Here is a 15,554-nt window from a genome sequence, read left to right as displayed (position 1 = left end):
TCAGGCCGTCACACGTCCCTGGGCCACTGCCTTCGCGTGGCGGGTCATGTCCTCGACGTTCCTGGCGTCGGCCGCCCGGGAGTTGGCGATGGTCTTGCGCAGCAGCGTCCCGGCGTCCGTGATGTGGCCGACCAGTTCGGCTCCCGTCTCGACCAGCCGGTTGGGGCCGTCCCCCTTGAGGTACTGGGCGGCGAACGCCCGCCCTTCGGGGCCGTTCCCCCACGGCGCCGTCGCGTTGAGCGCCTTCAGCTCGGCGGACACCGGCGACAACGCCTCGCTGAGGTCGGAGGCCATGGTGTCCCACTGGGAGATCCCGTTCTCGATGACCGCGCCCAGGTAGAGGACGGGCTCAGAGGTCGCCACTGGTCCTCCCCGCCATCATGCCGGCCAGCTGGTCCATCATCTTCTCCACGTCGCCTTCGATGTAGGCCCGCATCTGGTCGGCGGGGACCAGCGGCTCGAACACCTCGACGACCTTCTGCTGCGCCTTCTCGCCCGCGCGGTGGACGGTGCCGGTGATGGTGTCGGCCAGGGCCCTGGCGTCGGGGTGGCGGTAGATCCTCGGGTCGATGTCGAGCCGGACGAGTTCGCCGCGCGAGTTCACCGTGACCGTGATCAGGCCGTCCTTGGACCTCTCGGTCACCTGTACGGCCTTCGCGTTCCGCAGCAGGTCGAGTCCCTCGTCCTGCAGGCTCATGAAGGTCCGACGCAGTTCGTCGGCGTAGGCCTGCATACCTGTCGCGTCCGCTCTCTCGACCGGCTGCACGTTCTCCCCCGTGGTAAACGCTGTCACTGTGTTCACTCGAACAACACGATCAAGCTACCTAACGTCCACCACAAAGTTCGCTTCTGTTATTTAAATCACAGAACAACAACAGAAGCCGTACATAAGTCACGAAATCGTGACAGAACGCGCCTCTTCCCTCGCATTCCCCGTTTCCGCGCGGGGGGTCCAGCGACGATAAACTCCCCGCTCGACCCTTTCGAACCCCAGCGAGAGAGCCACCGGCGCCAGACCGCCGGGATACTCCAGCAGCACCTCGTCCTCCCTCTCGCCGACCACCAGGAAGGGTTCGCCGCGCCATTCGCAGACCGTCGTCACGAGGTCGATCCGCTCGCACTCCCCGGCGGGCACCACCACGATCCACCGCCCGGCGACCACCTCCTCGGCCCCCTCGACGGCGTACGGACTCCACAGACGCAGCCACAGTCCGTCCCCGCGGAGTTCGGGAGAGGCCCGGTAGGGGCTCCCGCGCCAGTGGGCCCGGTAGAAGGAGCCGGTCACCGCGCCGCCTCAAGGAGAATCCATCCTCCGAGGTCCCCGTCGTAGACCGCGCGCCGCCGGGTCACCCCGTCGTCGCCCAGCTCCACGATCTCCGCCCCGTACGGCAACGCGACCCCGGCCACCTTGTACTCCCTGATCGTCTGGTCGACGTTCGGCACCAGCCCCAGCCCGACGAAGGGCGGCTCCTCGACCACCCACCCGCCCACGGCGCGCATCGTCTCCTCGTCCACCCCGCCGTAGGGCGTCCGGTAGAGGTCGAATCCGATCGCGGGCCAGCGCAGGACGTTCACCGATCCGCTATCGGTGATCATCTCCTCCTGCAGCAGGGCCTCGGCGAGCACGGCCGGCGTCGCGATGTGCGCCACGTCGAGGGCGTGGTGACAGTATCCGGACACACTCGGCGCGCCGTCGTCGAGCAGCGCCCGGATCTCCTCCGGCCCGACCAGTTTCTGCACGATCGGGATCCCCGGATCGACCGCGTTGTCCTGCGCGAGGGTGGGCGCCGCGAGCCGGGCCACCGTACCCGACTCAAGGAGGAAGGAGGGCCCAAGCCCCGGGTTGACCGCCAGTCCCCAGTGGGGGTCGGGCCATCCCGCGGCGAGTTCGGCCATCAGGACGATCCGGTGGTCGCCGACGGCTCCGCCGGTGCCCGTCAGCAGCGCCTCCTGTGAGGTGTAGGCGATCAGCCAGGTCCGTTCGCCGTCCGTCCAGGTCGGCCAGGCCACGGGCTCGTCCCCCGCCGCCGCGGCTCTGGAGATCGGCATCGCGAAGTCGGCCGCGGCCAGCAGGCCCAGGCACCGGGCGAGGTCCCCTCCTGTCTGCGCCGCGTGGAGCCGCTCTTCGAAAGGAGTGAACCGCCACATACGGCACACCGTAGTCGAGGGAAGTCCGCGGGCCCTCCCCGGCAGGAGGGGAGAGCCCGCGGGGTCCAGATGCCCGCCGCCCCTTTGTGCGAAACGCAAATTACATATATGGGGCGTCCGTTACAAGCCTAATTCGAACAGCCGTTGACAGTGCCCGAGGGGAGCGGAGTATGGAGGGGCGGGGTCAGGCGCCGCCCGCACCAATGCCGGACACCCGGGGTACCCACCCTGGCGACGTTCCTCCCCTGCCCCGATGCTTCGATGTTGCGAAGCAAACCAATCGGTTAAGGGGTTTTCATGGACCTGGGACTTGACGGCCGTACCGTGATCGTGACCGGAGCGTCGGGCGGCATCGGCCGGGAGGTCGCGCGGGGTTTCGCCGCCGAGGGTGCCGACGTGGTGCTCACCTATCGCAGCTCACCCGAGGAAGCCGGGCGGGTGGCCAAGGAGATCGGGGAACACGCCCTGGTCGTCCCCTACGAGCTCGGCGACCTCGATTCGGCCCGCGCCGTGGTCTCCGCCGCCCTCGACTGGACCGGCCGGATCGACGTGCTGGTCAACAACGCCCTCTTCACCTGGGGATGGGAACCCGGCGAGTCGTTCGACAAGGTCGAGGAGGACGCCTGGCGTGAGATGGTGCGGCGCAACGTCGAGGGCTACCTGGAGCTGAGCAGGCTGGTCACCCCCGGGATGCGCGAACGCCGTTTCGGACGCCTCGTGCACATCTCCAGCGGTCTCGTCGACGAGGGCATGGCCGGTGCGGAGTACTACACGACGGCCAAGGCCGCGGTCCACGGGTTCAGCCGGTCCGCGGCCTTCAGCCTCGGCCGGGACGGCGACATCCTGTCCAACGTCGTACTGCCCGGCCTCACCGCGACCGCGCGCAACGAGGAGCGGATCGAGCCGTTCAGTCAGCGCTACATCAACCTGTCGGCCGTCGGCCGGCTGCTCGACGCCCGTGAGGTGGCCAACGCGGTCGTCTACCTCGGTTCGGCCGCCAACACCGGCATCACCGGCCAGACCATCTCCGTCACCGGCGGCGTCTGACCCGCGCGTCCCCGGCGGCGACGCCCGAACCCGCCGGGGACGCCGGTTCCTCGGACAGGCGGCGAACCGGACAGGCGGCTCTCCTGGCAGGCGGTGAACCAGGGCAGGCGGCTCCCGGGGCGGGCGGTGAACCGGTGCGGACGGCTCCCGGGCGAGCGGTGAACCGGTGACGCGGCCGAAACCGGCCCGCCGGTCAGGTGTCCCGGTGCCGTTCGACGCGCTTGCGCCTGGCGACCTCGCGCCTGTACTCGGCCAGTTCCCGCCTCCTCTCCCGCTGGTCGGTGGCCGCCTCACGCTTGCGGCCCTCCAGCTCGATCCGCATCGCCTCCTGCGAGGCCGTACTCCTGGTGGAGACCCGGGCGGCCTGGCGGGCGGCGAGCTTGGCGGCGCGTTTGGGGTTGACCCGCCGCTCGGCGCGCTCCCCCGCCGGTACGGCGCGCGACTCCGCGGTCCGCGCGAGCAGCGCGCTACCGTGCCGCATCAGGAACTCGTACAGCTCCGGATCGGTCGGCTCAGAGCCGAGGACGAACCGCGTCACCCGCAGTTCGTCGCCCTCGACCATCTCCAGGACACCGACCCAGAAGGGGCCCTCGTAGTAAACGGCCAGTGAGATCACAACGCCCTCCCAGGTGTATGCCGACGAACGGTCTGACGAGACCGTTTCCGGCACACCGGACATCCCTGGAGAGGGCGGTTACGAGAGCGACATGCCCGGGCTACCAACCGGACCGCGTTTTCGTGTGCGGCCCCATGGTACGCCCCGGATCAGGTGTCGTTGAAGCGGGTGAGCGTCCACCGGGGCGGCGGCCACCGGCCCGGGTCCTCGTCGGTGACCCACTCCGTCACGGAGGCCGGGGAGACCTCCAGGTCGAAGGGCCGGTAGGCGGGCAGCAGCCCGAACACGTTGAAGGAGACCTCGACCGTCTCCGCGTGGCCGACGACGATGACGGTCTCACCGCGATGGCGGTAGGCGAGGTCGGCGACGGTACGGCTGACGCGCGTCACCAGCTCGGCCCAGCTCTCGTTGCCCACCTGGAAGGGCCGGTGGACACCGCCGCCGTCGGCGTGGAAACGCCGCAGGAACTCCTCGCTCGGCAGCCCGTCCGCCTCCGGCGGGATGTGCCAGGTGCACAGCCCGCAGTCCTGGAAGTCCTGGGAGAAGGGCAGGCCGCAGGCCGCAGAGATCGCGGTGGCCGTCTCGACCGCCCTGGGCAGGATCGAGGAGTAGACCGAGGTCCTGGCCTCCCCGATCTCGGCGGCGAGCCGCCTCCCGAGCCGTTCCGCCTGCTGCCTGCCGGTCTCGGTGAGCCCCCGGCAGCCCTTCGGGCCGCCTGTCACCCGCTCGTACTTGTGCAGGGAGTCTCCGTGTCGCACGAAAAGGACGCGGGTCCGCATGATCTCGATCATGCCAGCCTTCGTGGGGCAGACGAGAGAGGAATGTCCATATGGTCGAGTTCCATCGACCATATGACCGATCATGATCAACCGCGCGGAACCTAGCTTCGGGGTGACGACATTCGACAGGGGGCTTTCCGTGCGTGCACGAAAGATCGTCACAGCCGTCGCCGCGGGGGCGACGCTGATGACGGGGATGGCGGTCACCGGCCAGGCGTCAGCGGACGCCGCGGACCTCGCAGGGGCCGCAGGAACGTTCCACCGCCAGACACTCACCTGGCACGGCTGCAGGACCGGGCCGGACGACGAGACCGGCGAGAAGCTGGACGCGGCGGGCGCCCAGTGCGCCGAGGTCACCGTCCCGCTGGACTACCGCGATCCCCGGGGGCGGACCATCTCGGTGGCGATCTCCCGGATCAGGGCGACCGACCCGGCCAGGCGCAGGGGCGCCCTGCTGATCAACCCCGGTGGTCCCGGCGGAAGCGGGGTGCCCCAGGTGCTCCTGGCCGGGTACATGCCCGCCGTCGCGGCCCGTTACGACCTGATCGGGATGGACCCGCGCTTCGTCGGCCGCAACAGGCAGATCCGCTGCCGGTGGACGACCGACACCCCGACCCGGTCCGCCGGTCCGACCCGCCGCACCTTCGACGAGAGCGTGACCCTCATGAAGGAGCTGGCGGACGGGTGTGCCCAGGGCGACCGTGACCTGCTGCCCCACGCCACGACCCGCAACACCGCCCGCGACATGGACGTCGTCCGCGAGGTCCTCGGCGAACCCAAACTGTCCTATCTCGGCTACTCCTACGGCACCTACCTGGGCGCCGTCTACACGCAGATGTTCGGTGCCCGCGCCGACCGGATCGTGCTGGACAGCGCGGTCGGACCGGACGTCTACGGCCCCGACCTGCTGTCGGAGAACGGCCCGGCGATCGCCGCCGCGCTGCGGAACTGGGCGTCGTGGGCCGCCGCGCGCGACGCCGAGTACGGCCTGGGCACGACCGAGGCCGAGGTCCTGGCCACCGTGGAGCGTGTCAACCAGGCCGCCACCCGGCGTCCGCTGCGGGTCGGCCCGTATCGGCTCGGCTTCCAGCACGTCCCCTATCTGCTGTTCGTCCGCCTCTACGACGACCGCCCCGAGGCGTACGCCGGCCTCGCCGCCGAGGTGCGGGTGCTGGCCGACGCCGCACGGGGGAGAACGGTCACCGTCCCGGCGTCGTTGAAGGAGACGCTCGACGGCCTGTTCACCGGTTCGGGGTCGGCGGAGGACCGGGCGGGGACCCCGATCATCTGCGCCGACAAGCCCGCCACCCGCGACCCGCAGTCCTACTTCCGCGACATCCAGGCCCACCGCGCCGACGAGCCGCTGTTCGGGCCGATGACCCGCAACGTCAGTCCCTGCTCCTTCTGGCCGACCGCACCGGTCGAGGCGCCGACCACGATCGGCAACGACGTCCCGCTGCTGGTCGTCGGCGCGACCGGCGACCCGGTGACCCCCTACCCCGGCCAGCGGGCCATGCACCGGGCGTTGACCGGTTCCCGTATGGTCACCTTGCGCGGCGCCTACCGTCACGGCGCCTACCTCGCGGCGGGCGACACCTGCGTCGACGCCACCGTCAACCGGTATCTGGTCGACGGTGTCCTGCCCGGCGGTGACACCGTCTGCGACAGGGACGGTGCCCCGGGCGGGCGACGGTGAGCCGTGCCCGCGTCCCACGGTGGTCCGGCACTCGTGGGACGCGGGCACCTTGACCTGTTCCGCGGGTCCTCACCATGGTGAGGACCCGCGGAACACGTCTCAGACCTTGGCCGCGCGGAGTCTCGCGACCGCTCTGGCGGCGACCGCCTGGGCGGCCGCGGCCTTCGGCGGCCGGAAGGCGAGCTGGCTGAGGACCATGAGGGTGGCGCGCACCCTGGCCAGAACCAGCACCTCCCCGTAGGCCCACTCGCCGTTGACGTTCACGGTGATCCACATGGCCCGGCTCCGGTCGCCGAGGGCGGCCATCCTGATCGGGGTGACCCGCACGACGGAGACGGCCGGGCGCTCACCCCGGTAGGTGAGGCTGAACGACGAGCAGCGGGGCAGCACCCTCAGGACGCGGTCGAGGTCGTGGTCGGCGACGACGGCCGTCGGGTAGCGCCGCAGGTTCTCCACGACCCAGGGGCCGAAGGCCCCCTTGGCGGCGAACCCGGCGAAGGCGTAGTCGACGCCACGGTATCGGGGCCTGCTGAACTCCAGTTCGTCGAGTACGGCGGCGCACTCCGGACTGGTGCTGGTGCTGTAGGGCCTGTACTCGGGCTTCCAGGGGGCGTAACCGGCGGGCAGGTCTGCGAGGGTGAGCAGCCCGCGGCCGAGCGCGGGCACGGCCCTGCCCGTGGTGCCGTCGGCCCGTCCGGCCGACGGCACGAGCAGGACGAGCAGCAGAGGGACGGCCAGGAGAGTACGGCCAAGCGTCCCGGCACGGGACATGGCGTCACCACCCTTCGGTGGGAAACGGGGAGACGGGTTCCGGCACTGGTGCGTCGCGGTAGCGCCTGAGGTGGTCGCAGCGTCTGACGAACGCGGTCCACGCCAGTCCCTCCAGGTCCTGGGACCGGGTGCGGGCGCCGCGCAGGAACAGTTCGCCGACCTGGCGCAGAAGGCCGTCGTCCGAGTCACGCAGCGTCTCCCCCAGCCGCGCCCTGGCGGCGTGGTCGGCGGGAGCGCCGAATCCGGACACACCGACGGTGAACAGCCCCAGGCAGATCACGCCCGCCTGGGGTGAGTCGGGAAGCGCCGCCGCGCGCGTCGTCACGGGCGGAGGGGGCGCGGGAGAGAGGATCAGCAGGCTTGGCGGGAGCACGAGGACGAGGACGAGGAGGGGCGCAGCCGTACGGAGGGGCAGGCGCGGGGCGAGCAGCGCGACCAGCGCAAGGACCAGCAGGAACAGCGCCGCCTGGGGGGTGATCATCAGGCGGGCGAGGTCGGCGGCACCCCACTGCTCGGAGGCGGCCAGGCGGGCGGCGAGGGACCAGGTGCCCAGCACGACGGCGAGCATCAGGGCCGCCAGGGGCGCCGTGTACCGCCAGGCACGCGTCCCCGCCCTGGGCGCCCACGCGCGGGCGGCCAGGGCGAGCCAGCCGGTCACCGCCGTGGTCAGCGCCAGGAGCGTCACCGTCATCCAGATCGCGGTGCCCGGCTGGATCTCGGTCGGCTCGGCGACGGCCGTGAAGTCGGGCGCCGTGGGGATCCAGCGGCTCCACCGCACACCCGACCTGGGCGCCAGGACCAGCCCGGCCACCAGTCCCGCCCCCAGCCCGAGGCCGCAGGCCAGGACCTGGAGCCGGGTGAGGACCCGCGCCGCCCCCGCCCGCCAGACGGCCAGGCCGACGATCCCGGAGACGGGCACCGCGGCGACGAGACCGGCCACCCAGTAGGCGACGAGCGGCGGCACGGGCAGCAGCGTCCGCAGGCTCACACCGAGTTCGGTGACGACGACGCCCGCCGCGATCCCGGTGGCGACGGCCTCGACGGCGGAGGGCCGCAGCAGCAGGTCCGGGTCGAGCAGCACCCTCAGCCGCCGTTCGTGGGGTGGGTGCAGGCGCAGCAGGCCGCGGCGTTCCTGCTTTCCGCCGGTCAGCAGGGCGAGCATGCCGCCGGGCCGCAGGTCGCCGCCCCACAGGTCGGCGTCGTGCTCGCGTGCCCTGACCACGGCCGCCCAGGTGCCCGTGACCAGCAGTGCGAGCACGAGGTCGCGCCAGGTGACGGCGAGCGCCGGGGTGGGGCCGGTGACCAGCAGCGCAGAGAGCCCGACCGGCGCGATCGTCACCAGCGCCAGGCTCACGACGGCGAAGACGGCCAGGTAGGTACGGTCGACGTCCCGGTTGCGCAGGTGACCGAGCTCGTGGGCGAGCGTCGCGGTGACCCGCTCGGTGTCCGTCACGGCGCACAGGGGGGTGTCGGAGGAGAGCATGACGCGGTGCCGGTTCCTGCGGCCGTAGACGAACATCCACAGCGGCCCGCTCTGTTCGCTGAGCATCAGCGTCGGTGTCCGGTCGAGTCCCGCCCGCTCGACGGTCTCCCGTATGGCCGGCCAGGGGTCGAGCGGACGGGCGCCGTGCCGGTGGGTGATCACGGTGGGCGCCGCCAGGTAGGCCGACACGGTCAGGACCGCGACCAGCGCGGGACCGGCCAGCGGGACCAGCGCCTGGAGCACCAGGATCCGGGTCGAGCAGTCGAGGAACTCCTCGATCCCGGGCAGCGCGCCGCAGGCCCGGTTACGTTCGCTCCAGCCGTCCTGGACGAGCACCAGGAACCAGTAACCGCCGAAGAGCGCCCCCGCCGCGACGGTGAGGAACAGCAGCCGCAGGCGTTCGACGCTCGTCGAGGGCAGGGTGGGGCCGTTCCCCCGCACGGGTCACCCCCCGGACGCGTCGGGTGGGGCGTCGAGCCCGAGTTCGCGGTGGAGCGCGCCGACGACCGCGTCGGCCAGGAGCCGGGCCCGGGGCTCGGCCAGGCCCGCCGCGAGGGCGTTGGACAGGACGGCCTCCCCGATCCTGCGGCGTTGCCGGTCGTCGAAGGGCGGTAGCGGCTCCTCGATGAGCCGTTTCCTGCCGCGCCGGGTCACCCGGCCGAAGAGGCCGCGTATCCCGGTGCGGGTCTGGTCGGAGATCTCGTCCTTGGCGGCGTCCAGGAGGGCACCGCCGACGAAGGAGATGACCACGGGTGTCCAGGCGGTGATCTCCACCAGGATTCCGGAGCCCATGAGCCGCTCCCGGGACCGGCCGTCCGTGGGGTTCCTGACGTGGACCGCCCAGAGCCGGGGCAGGAAGGGGAGTTCCTCGGGGCCGAGGTCGGCGATGACCGCCTCGACGATTTCGTAGGGTGTGCGCCGTTGCGACACTGACGCTCCCGATGCCAAGGGAGAATGAGGCGTATCAGAAGGTACTCCTCCCGCCGGAGAATCGCCCCACCCGCCATGGCCTTTCTGCCGGAAAAGCCATACCAAAACTGAATATTAACCTTTAAGGAAGATATATCCCTTAAGGGCGATATTTCGTTGTATAGCGGGATGAACGCCTGGTCAGGGGACGGTGACCACCACCTTGCCCCGCGCGTTCCCCTCCTGGACATAACGGATGGCCTCGGCCACCCGCTCCAGCGGATACGTACGGTCGACGACGGGAGTGACCTTTCCCGCCTCGATGAGTTCTTTCATGAGAAGAAGGTCGGCGCGGTCGTCGGTGTGCACCCGCACCCGCAGGCTCTGCCCGACGAACGGCGACAGCGCGAAGGCCCTGAACCAGCGGTCGGTCCCCCAGAACCAGGGGCCGCCGGTCCCTCCGACGATCACGAGGGTCCCGCGCGGCTTCAGCGCGCGACGGCACTCGGCCAGGGACGGGCTCCCCTGCACGTCGAGGATGAGGTCGTAGCGCTCCCCCCGGTCGGCGAACCTCTCCCTGGTGTGGTCGACGACGTCCTCGGCCCCCAGGGAACGCACGAGGTCGGCCTTGGCCGGGCCGCAGACACCGGTGACGGTGGCGCCGTACGAGCGGGCGATCTGCACGGCGAACGTGCCGACGCCACCGGAGGCGCCGTTGACCAGGACCCGCTGCCCCGGGCCGATCCGCCCGTCGCGCAGCCCCTGCAGGGCGGTGAACGACGAGATGGGTACGGCGGCGGCCTGCTCCAGGGAGAGATTGACCGGTTTCGGCAGGAGTTGCCCCTCGGGGACGGCGACGTACTCGGCGAAGGAGCCGGCACACCAGCCGAAGACCTCGTCACCCGGCTCGAACTCCGTGACGTTCGCGCCGACCTCCTCGACCCGTCCGGCGACCTCAAGCCCGGCGACGGGGTTCCTCGGCCTGCGCAGCCCGGTCACGAACCGGGCGACGTACGGCATGCCCCGCATGAGGTGCCAGTCGTCTCCCCCGATGGGGGCCGCGTGGACCCTGACCAGCACCTCCCCGTCCCGGGGGACCGGCCTGGGGATCTCCTTGAGCCGTAACACCTCGTCGGGCGGGCCGTACCGCTCGTGGGTGATCGCGCGCATGACCGTCTCTCCTCACTGACTGGGGGTCGCGAGGAGCGGGGTCACTCCTCGGTTTCGGGGTACTGGAAGACGTCGTCGAGCGGGACGCCGAAGACCCGGGCGATGCGGAAGGCCATCTCCAGGGACGGCGAGTAGCGGCCCTGCTCGATGGCGATGACGGTCTGACGGGTCACACCGACGCGTTCGGCGAGTTCCGCCTGTGTCATCTCACCCTGGGCGAATCTGAGGGACCGGATCGTGTTCGTGATCCTGGTCGGCTTCACCACGTCTGGAAACCCCTGCGGTAGGCGATGATCTTGGCCGCCGATCCGAGGACCGACGACAGGACGAACGCCAGATAGATCACGTTGGCGATCCAGAAGTGGTCCAGCCTGGCCATGGCCATGCCGAGCGCCGCCACGCCACCCGCGACGACGAACGACCGGCCGACGTACTCGCCGAACCGGTAGATCTCCCGGTCGCGCTGGTCCTTCCTGTCGGCGTCCCCGGGTGAGGCTATCGCGAGCGCCACATCGAGCACGATCGTCGCCACGATCGCCGAGCCGACGGTCCACAGCAGCACCGGAACGTACGGCACGGCGGCCAGGGCGCCCTCTCCCACCCGTCCGAGGACGACCAACACGTAGGTCACGTAGGACACGACCGTGACCACCAGCATGACCCAGGCGCGCTTCTCTTCCGCCGACATGCCTTCAATGTAAATCAAACAAAACATCATGTCTACTTTTCTTTACATCGCCGATCGTGGCCAGGATGTACGGAGGCGGGGCACTCTGTCAGTGACAGCACGATCGAACATCCGGGGGCCGACCTTGCGCGTGGAACACGACGGGGAGAACGACGTCGCCTACGTCCACCTGGCCGAGGAGATCGCCCCGGGTGCGGCGAGAACCCGGATCGTGGTCGAGGACCCGGCGCTGCGGGGTGAGGTGATCCTCGACCTCGACGAACACGGCCGCCTGCTGGGCGTCGAGGTCGCCGGTGCCTCCGCCGCGCTGTTCCCCGAGACCCTGGCCGAGTCCGAGCAGGAGGGCACGCCGTACGAGGGGTGACGCGGCGGTCGCCGTGAAGAAGATGTGCCCGTTTCAGTAAGTAGGGGTGTGAACCCACGAAGAACACCCCTGACGGCCATCGACGCCACCGGTAGAAGATGATCACAACCCCATCGCGAGAGGCCGAGGACGCCCATGCGATCGAGGAGTCCCTCCACGTCCCCGAACGGTTCGCCGTCCTCTACGACCGTTATTTTCCGGACATCCACCGCTACGTCGCGGGCAGGCTGGGCACCCAGACCGCCGACGACCTGACGGCGGAGGTCTTCCTCGCGGCCTTCCGCGGCCGTGAGGGCTTCGACCCCGCCCGGGGAACGGTCCGCGGCTGGCTGTACGGCATCGCCACCAACCTCCTCGCCCGCCACCGTGGCCAGGAGGCACACCACCTGAGCGTCCTGCGCCGGATGTCGGCCGACGACGGGATCGACGCCGGACACGAGGAGCTGGTGGCCGGACGGCTCACCGCCGCGGGCGTGCGGGGGCCGCTCGCGGAGGCCCTGGAGGCGATGCCGGAGGCCGACCGTGACGCGCTGTTGCTCCTCGCGCTGGCCGAGCTCAGCTACGAGGAGATCGCGCACGCCCTCGGCGTCCCCACGGGAACCGTCGGATCGCGGCTCAACCGCGTCCGCAGAAAACTGCGAGCCGCCCTCGGCGGCGTCAACCCCTTGATCGGAGCATCGGATGGATGACCTCGCCCAGATCCGCGCGCTGATGTCGGTGCGGCCGCCCACGCCGGAGGTGGTCGCCGAAGGCAGGGCACGACTCACCGCCGCCTTCCAGGAGCCCCTCCGGGAAACCGTTTCCCGGGAACCCGTTCTCCCCGAGCCCACCGTCGGCCGGATCCGCAGGGCCATCCGGGCGGCCAGGTGGACCGCCCTCGGCGCGGGCCTGCTCGGCGTCGCGGCCACCACGGCCGTCGTGCTCTCGCAGGGGGCCCCGGATCCCGCGCCCACGCGCTCCGTGGCGACGCTGTCCGCCAAGGACGTCTTCCTGGCCGCCGCGAACTCGACCGTCAGGATGCCCACGACCGGGAAGTACTGGGTGCGCAAGGCCGTCAACGGCCGCCGGCTCGACTCTCCCGACAAGCGCTACCGCCTTGTGAAGACCACCGCGGTCGAGTCCTGGGTCCCGCGGGCACCGGGTGGACGCGCGTGGACGATCACGCAGGAGCAGGGAACCGTCCCGGCGACGCCCGAGGACGAGAAGGCCTGGCGGGCCGCGGGCTCCCCGCGGAGCTGGACCTACCCCGATCGGAAGGTCACGCTCCACGCCGAACCGGGTGAACGCCAGGCCGTGTGGAACGACACCGGTAAGCCGATGACCCTGCTCGACACCCCCATGACCCCGCAGGCGCTGAAGGCGCTGCCGACGACCCCCGAGGGGATGCGGGCCTACCTGGAGAAGGTCGTCGCCGACGGGTACGGCGCCGAGCCGGTCAACATGAACGCCAACGTCTTCCAGTACGGCACCCAGCTCGTCATGGACTTCCCCGTCTCCGCCGAGGTGCGGGCCGCGGTCTACCGCATGTGCGCCGTGTTGCCCGGTGTGAAGTCCCTCGGCACGGTCACCGATCCGCTCGGCCGTACCGGTCAGGCGGTCGGTTTCCAGGAGGGGGCCGCCGCGCGGACCCGGTTCGTGCTGGACACCACCACGGGACGACCACTCGCGTCCGAGTCGGCCAACTCCTACCGTGGCGAGCTGATCGAGTCCTACGCGGCGGTCAGCTCCCTCACCTGGACCGACGAGGAGCCCGACCTCCCCGCCAAGCAGAGCCCTCAGGACCGCCCGGCCGACTGACCCGCGTACGGCCCGCTCCGCCCGGCCGCGCCTCATCCGGCGTGGCCGGGCGGACCCTTCCCACCTATCTCACAAAGCGGACAGGGGGCCTAATATCGGTCTGGACGCACGAACGAGTGGGGCTGGACCCACTGTGATCGCTCGCCCCGCACGGTGCACAGTTGAGGCACCGAACAAAAGCGAGGAAAGACATGAAACGCCTGGCATCGTGGCTGACATGTGCGGGGACGGGCTTCATACGGTCATGTGTCGTGGTGGCCGTCAGCCTGCTGGTCCCGGCCGTGTGGGCGGTCGCCGTGGCACTGTGGATCCGGGTGTGGCACGGAGACCCGTGGTCGGGGATCGTCCCGCTCCTGTGGGCCTGCGTCGGCACCCTCGCCCTGGTCCGCCCGGTCTGCCGGATGGTCCGCTCCCTCGTCGCGAGGTGGACGGGAACCGTCATCCCCGCCGGGTACCGGCAGCCGGGACCGGTGACACAGCTGTCCACCGGATACTGGTGGAACGGCCACTCCTACGAGCGCAGCGATCGCGACGCCCTCATGGACCAGAAGTGGCGGCTCCGCTGGAAGGACCCGGCGAACTGGCGTGACCTGCGGTTCGTGGCCATCATGCCGTTCACCGCGGGAGTGTCCGCGGTCATCCCACCGGCCGGGATCGCGGGAGCGATCGTCGGACTCTCCCAGCCGTCACCCGTCATGCGCCTCCTCGGCGTGTTCGGCGGCGCCGTGGCCGTCTTCCGCTCCCCGGACGCCTGGCGGGTCGTCGAGCCGGTGGCCGTCCGCTTCCTGCGCCCGTCGTCCGCGATGACGCTGGCGGAACGGGTCGACGAACTGACCGCCCAGCGCGCGGACACCACGGTCGCGCAGGCCGCCGAGATCCGCCGGATCGAGCGGGACCTGCACGACGGGGCGCAGGCACGCCTGGTCGCGCTCGGGATGTCGCTGGCGACCGTGGAGAAACTGATGAGGACCGACCCCGACCAGGCCGCCGAACTGCTGCGGGGAGCACGGGCGGGCGCCGCCACCTCCCTGGCCGAGCTGCGCGACCTGGTCAGGGGCATCAACCCGCCGGTGCTGAGCGAGCGGGGCCTCCTCGACGCCGTCCGCGCCCTCGCCCTGGACAGCCCCCTCGAAACGACCGTCAGCGCCGACGCCCGGCTGAGCCTGGACCTGCCGATCGAGTCCGCCCTCTACTTCGGGATCGCCGAACTGCTGACCAACGCGGCCAAGCACGCCCACGCGAGCCTGGCGCGCGTCTCCATCGTCCGGGACGAGACCGGCGTCGTCGTCGACGTCGAGGACGACGGCCGGGGCGGGGCCGACATGCGGACCGGCGGCGGACTCGACGGGCTGCGCCGCCGTCTCGCCGTCTTCGACGGCACCCTGGCGGTCACCAGCCCGGCAGGCGGTCCGACCCACGTGAGGATGATGGTGCCATGCGCGTCGTTGTAGCCGAAGACCTCTATCTCCTGCGTGACGGGATGATCCGCCTCCTCCAGGCGTACGGGCACGAGGTCGTGGCGACGGCCACCACCGGCCCCGAGACGCTCGACGCGCTGCTGAAGTGGCGGCCGGACGTCTCCGTGGTCGACGTCCGGATGCCGCCGACCCAGTCGGACGAGGGCCTGAAGGCCGCGCTCGCCGCCCGCCGCGAGGTGCCCGGCCTGCCGGTCCTGATCCTCTCCCAGCACGTCGAACAGCTCTACGCCCGGGAACTCCTGGCCGACGGCGCCGGAGGGGTCGGCTACCTCCTCAAGGAGAGCGTGTTCGACGCCGACCAGTTCGTCGACGCCATGGAACGCGTCGCCGGAGGCGGGACCGCCATGGACCCGGCCGTCATCGCCAGGCTGCTCTCCAGCGGCTCCACGAACAGGCGGCTCGAAGGCCTCACCGAACGCGAACACTCCGTACTCGCCCTGATGGCCGAAGGACTGTCCAACCAGGCCATCCGCCGGCGGCTCTTCCTCAGCGAGAGCGCCATCAGCAAGTACACGACCTCGATGTTCGACAAACTCGGCATCACCGACGACCACCACAACCGTCGCGTCCTGGCCGTCCTCACCTATCTCAACAAAGCCTGATATTTC

Annotated in this window: 19 protein-coding genes; 7 read left to right on the top strand and 12 right to left on the bottom strand. The window is 70.7% G+C overall.

Features of this window, described 5'->3' with window-relative positions; genetic code table 11:
- The 4 genes from ACIBVQ_RS26090 to ACIBVQ_RS26075 form a co-directional block, all read right to left on the bottom strand.
- Nucleotides 1-363 carry a hypothetical protein gene (locus ACIBVQ_RS26090; RefSeq protein WP_352012861.1) on the bottom strand — a complete coding sequence of 121 codons (363 nt, stop codon included), beginning with the start codon at nt 361-363 and terminating at the stop codon, nt 1-3.
- Nucleotides 350-793 (bottom strand): YbaB/EbfC family nucleoid-associated protein, encoded by a 444-nt coding sequence (locus ACIBVQ_RS26085; RefSeq protein WP_399180588.1) that lies wholly within the window; start codon nt 791-793, stop codon nt 350-352. Before ACIBVQ_RS26085 ends, ACIBVQ_RS26090 begins: the two co-directional genes overlap by 14 nt.
- Nucleotides 794-892: 99 nt before the next feature.
- On the bottom strand, nt 893-1,285 hold the full coding sequence (locus tag ACIBVQ_RS26080; RefSeq protein ID WP_362917318.1) for a hypothetical protein: 393 nt from the start codon (nt 1,283-1,285) through the stop codon (nt 893-895).
- A complete protein-coding gene (locus tag ACIBVQ_RS26075; protein WP_399180586.1) occupies nt 1,282-2,148 on the bottom strand; it encodes an SseB family protein in 867 nt (288 codons plus the stop codon). The genes ACIBVQ_RS26080 and ACIBVQ_RS26075 overlap by 4 nt, the downstream gene beginning before the upstream one ends.
- A 297-nt stretch (nt 2,149-2,445) precedes the next feature.
- Here ACIBVQ_RS26075 and ACIBVQ_RS26070 point away from each other — a divergent pair, with 297 nt between their 5' ends.
- Complete coding sequence (locus tag ACIBVQ_RS26070; RefSeq protein WP_352012857.1) at nt 2,446-3,195, top strand: SDR family oxidoreductase; 750 nt, start codon at nt 2,446-2,448, stop codon at nt 3,193-3,195.
- 193 nt (nt 3,196-3,388) lie between these two features.
- Here ACIBVQ_RS26070 and ACIBVQ_RS26065 read toward each other — a convergent pair whose 3' ends face one another.
- Nucleotides 3,389-3,811, bottom strand: coding sequence for a YjdF family protein (locus ACIBVQ_RS26065; RefSeq protein ID WP_399180584.1), 423 nt, complete (start codon nt 3,809-3,811; stop codon nt 3,389-3,391).
- Between the two features lie 149 nt (nt 3,812-3,960).
- Nucleotides 3,961-4,590: a histidine phosphatase family protein gene (locus ACIBVQ_RS26060; protein ID WP_399180582.1), complete on the bottom strand. Its 630-nt coding sequence runs from the start codon at nt 4,588-4,590 to the stop codon at nt 3,961-3,963.
- A 139-nt stretch (nt 4,591-4,729) separates the two neighbouring features.
- On the opposite strand from ACIBVQ_RS26060, the gene ACIBVQ_RS26055 reads away from it, so the two are divergent.
- Entirely contained in the window at nt 4,730-6,286 is a 1,557-nt protein-coding gene (locus ACIBVQ_RS26055) for an alpha/beta hydrolase (protein ID WP_399180580.1), read from the top strand.
- Between the two features lie 99 nt (nt 6,287-6,385).
- On the opposite strand, the gene ACIBVQ_RS26050 is transcribed toward ACIBVQ_RS26055, so the two are convergent.
- From ACIBVQ_RS26050 to ACIBVQ_RS26025, 6 genes are all read right to left on the bottom strand, one after another.
- Nucleotides 6,386-7,057 (bottom strand): hypothetical protein, encoded by a 672-nt coding sequence (locus tag ACIBVQ_RS26050; RefSeq protein ID WP_399180578.1) that lies wholly within the window; start codon nt 7,055-7,057, stop codon nt 6,386-6,388.
- Between the two features lie 4 nt (nt 7,058-7,061).
- Nucleotides 7,062-8,981 (bottom strand): M48 family metalloprotease, encoded by a 1,920-nt coding sequence (locus tag ACIBVQ_RS26045; RefSeq protein ID WP_399180576.1) that lies wholly within the window; start codon nt 8,979-8,981, stop codon nt 7,062-7,064.
- Nucleotides 8,982-8,984: 3 nt separating this feature from the next.
- Complete coding sequence (locus tag ACIBVQ_RS26040) at nt 8,985-9,470, bottom strand: hypothetical protein (RefSeq protein ID WP_386191249.1); 486 nt, start codon at nt 9,468-9,470, stop codon at nt 8,985-8,987.
- Nucleotides 9,471-9,650: 180 nt separating this feature from the next.
- Complete coding sequence (locus tag ACIBVQ_RS26035; protein WP_352012850.1) at nt 9,651-10,619, bottom strand: NAD(P)-dependent alcohol dehydrogenase; 969 nt, start codon at nt 10,617-10,619, stop codon at nt 9,651-9,653.
- Nucleotides 10,620-10,660: 41 nt separating this feature from the next.
- Nucleotides 10,661-10,882 (bottom strand): helix-turn-helix transcriptional regulator, encoded by a 222-nt coding sequence (locus ACIBVQ_RS26030; RefSeq protein ID WP_399180718.1) that lies wholly within the window; start codon nt 10,880-10,882, stop codon nt 10,661-10,663.
- Nucleotides 10,879-11,307 carry a hypothetical protein gene (locus ACIBVQ_RS26025; protein WP_352012848.1) on the bottom strand — a complete coding sequence of 143 codons (429 nt, stop codon included), beginning with the start codon at nt 11,305-11,307 and terminating at the stop codon, nt 10,879-10,881. The genes ACIBVQ_RS26030 and ACIBVQ_RS26025 overlap by 4 nt, the downstream gene beginning before the upstream one ends.
- Before the next feature lie 130 nt (nt 11,308-11,437).
- Between ACIBVQ_RS26025 and ACIBVQ_RS26020 the strand changes: the two genes are divergently transcribed.
- The 5 genes from ACIBVQ_RS26020 (at nt 11,438) to ACIBVQ_RS26000 (ending at nt 15,548) form a co-directional block, all read left to right on the top strand.
- Nucleotides 11,438-11,671: a DUF2283 domain-containing protein gene (locus ACIBVQ_RS26020; protein WP_352012973.1), complete on the top strand. Its 234-nt coding sequence runs from the start codon at nt 11,438-11,440 to the stop codon at nt 11,669-11,671.
- Between the two features lie 98 nt (nt 11,672-11,769).
- Complete coding sequence (locus ACIBVQ_RS26015) at nt 11,770-12,360, top strand: RNA polymerase sigma factor (RefSeq protein ID WP_352012847.1); 591 nt, start codon at nt 11,770-11,772, stop codon at nt 12,358-12,360.
- Nucleotides 12,353-13,468: a CU044_5270 family protein gene (locus ACIBVQ_RS26010; protein WP_399180573.1), complete on the top strand. Its 1,116-nt coding sequence runs from the start codon at nt 12,353-12,355 to the stop codon at nt 13,466-13,468. The genes ACIBVQ_RS26015 and ACIBVQ_RS26010 overlap by 8 nt, the downstream gene beginning before the upstream one ends.
- Before the next feature lie 251 nt (nt 13,469-13,719).
- On the top strand, nt 13,720-14,919 hold the full coding sequence (locus ACIBVQ_RS26005) for a histidine kinase (protein WP_399180571.1): 1,200 nt from the start codon (nt 13,720-13,722) through the stop codon (nt 14,917-14,919).
- Nucleotides 14,904-15,548: a response regulator transcription factor gene (locus ACIBVQ_RS26000; protein WP_352012844.1), complete on the top strand. Its 645-nt coding sequence runs from the start codon at nt 14,904-14,906 to the stop codon at nt 15,546-15,548. The genes ACIBVQ_RS26005 and ACIBVQ_RS26000 overlap by 16 nt, the downstream gene beginning before the upstream one ends.
- Nucleotides 15,549-15,554: the final 6 nt, after the last annotated feature.

The organism is Streptosporangium sp. NPDC049376 (assembly GCF_044466505.1).
Classification (GTDB): Bacteria; Actinomycetota; Actinomycetes; order Streptosporangiales; family Streptosporangiaceae; genus Streptosporangium.
This window is presented reverse-complemented; position numbering and strand designations above follow the sequence as displayed.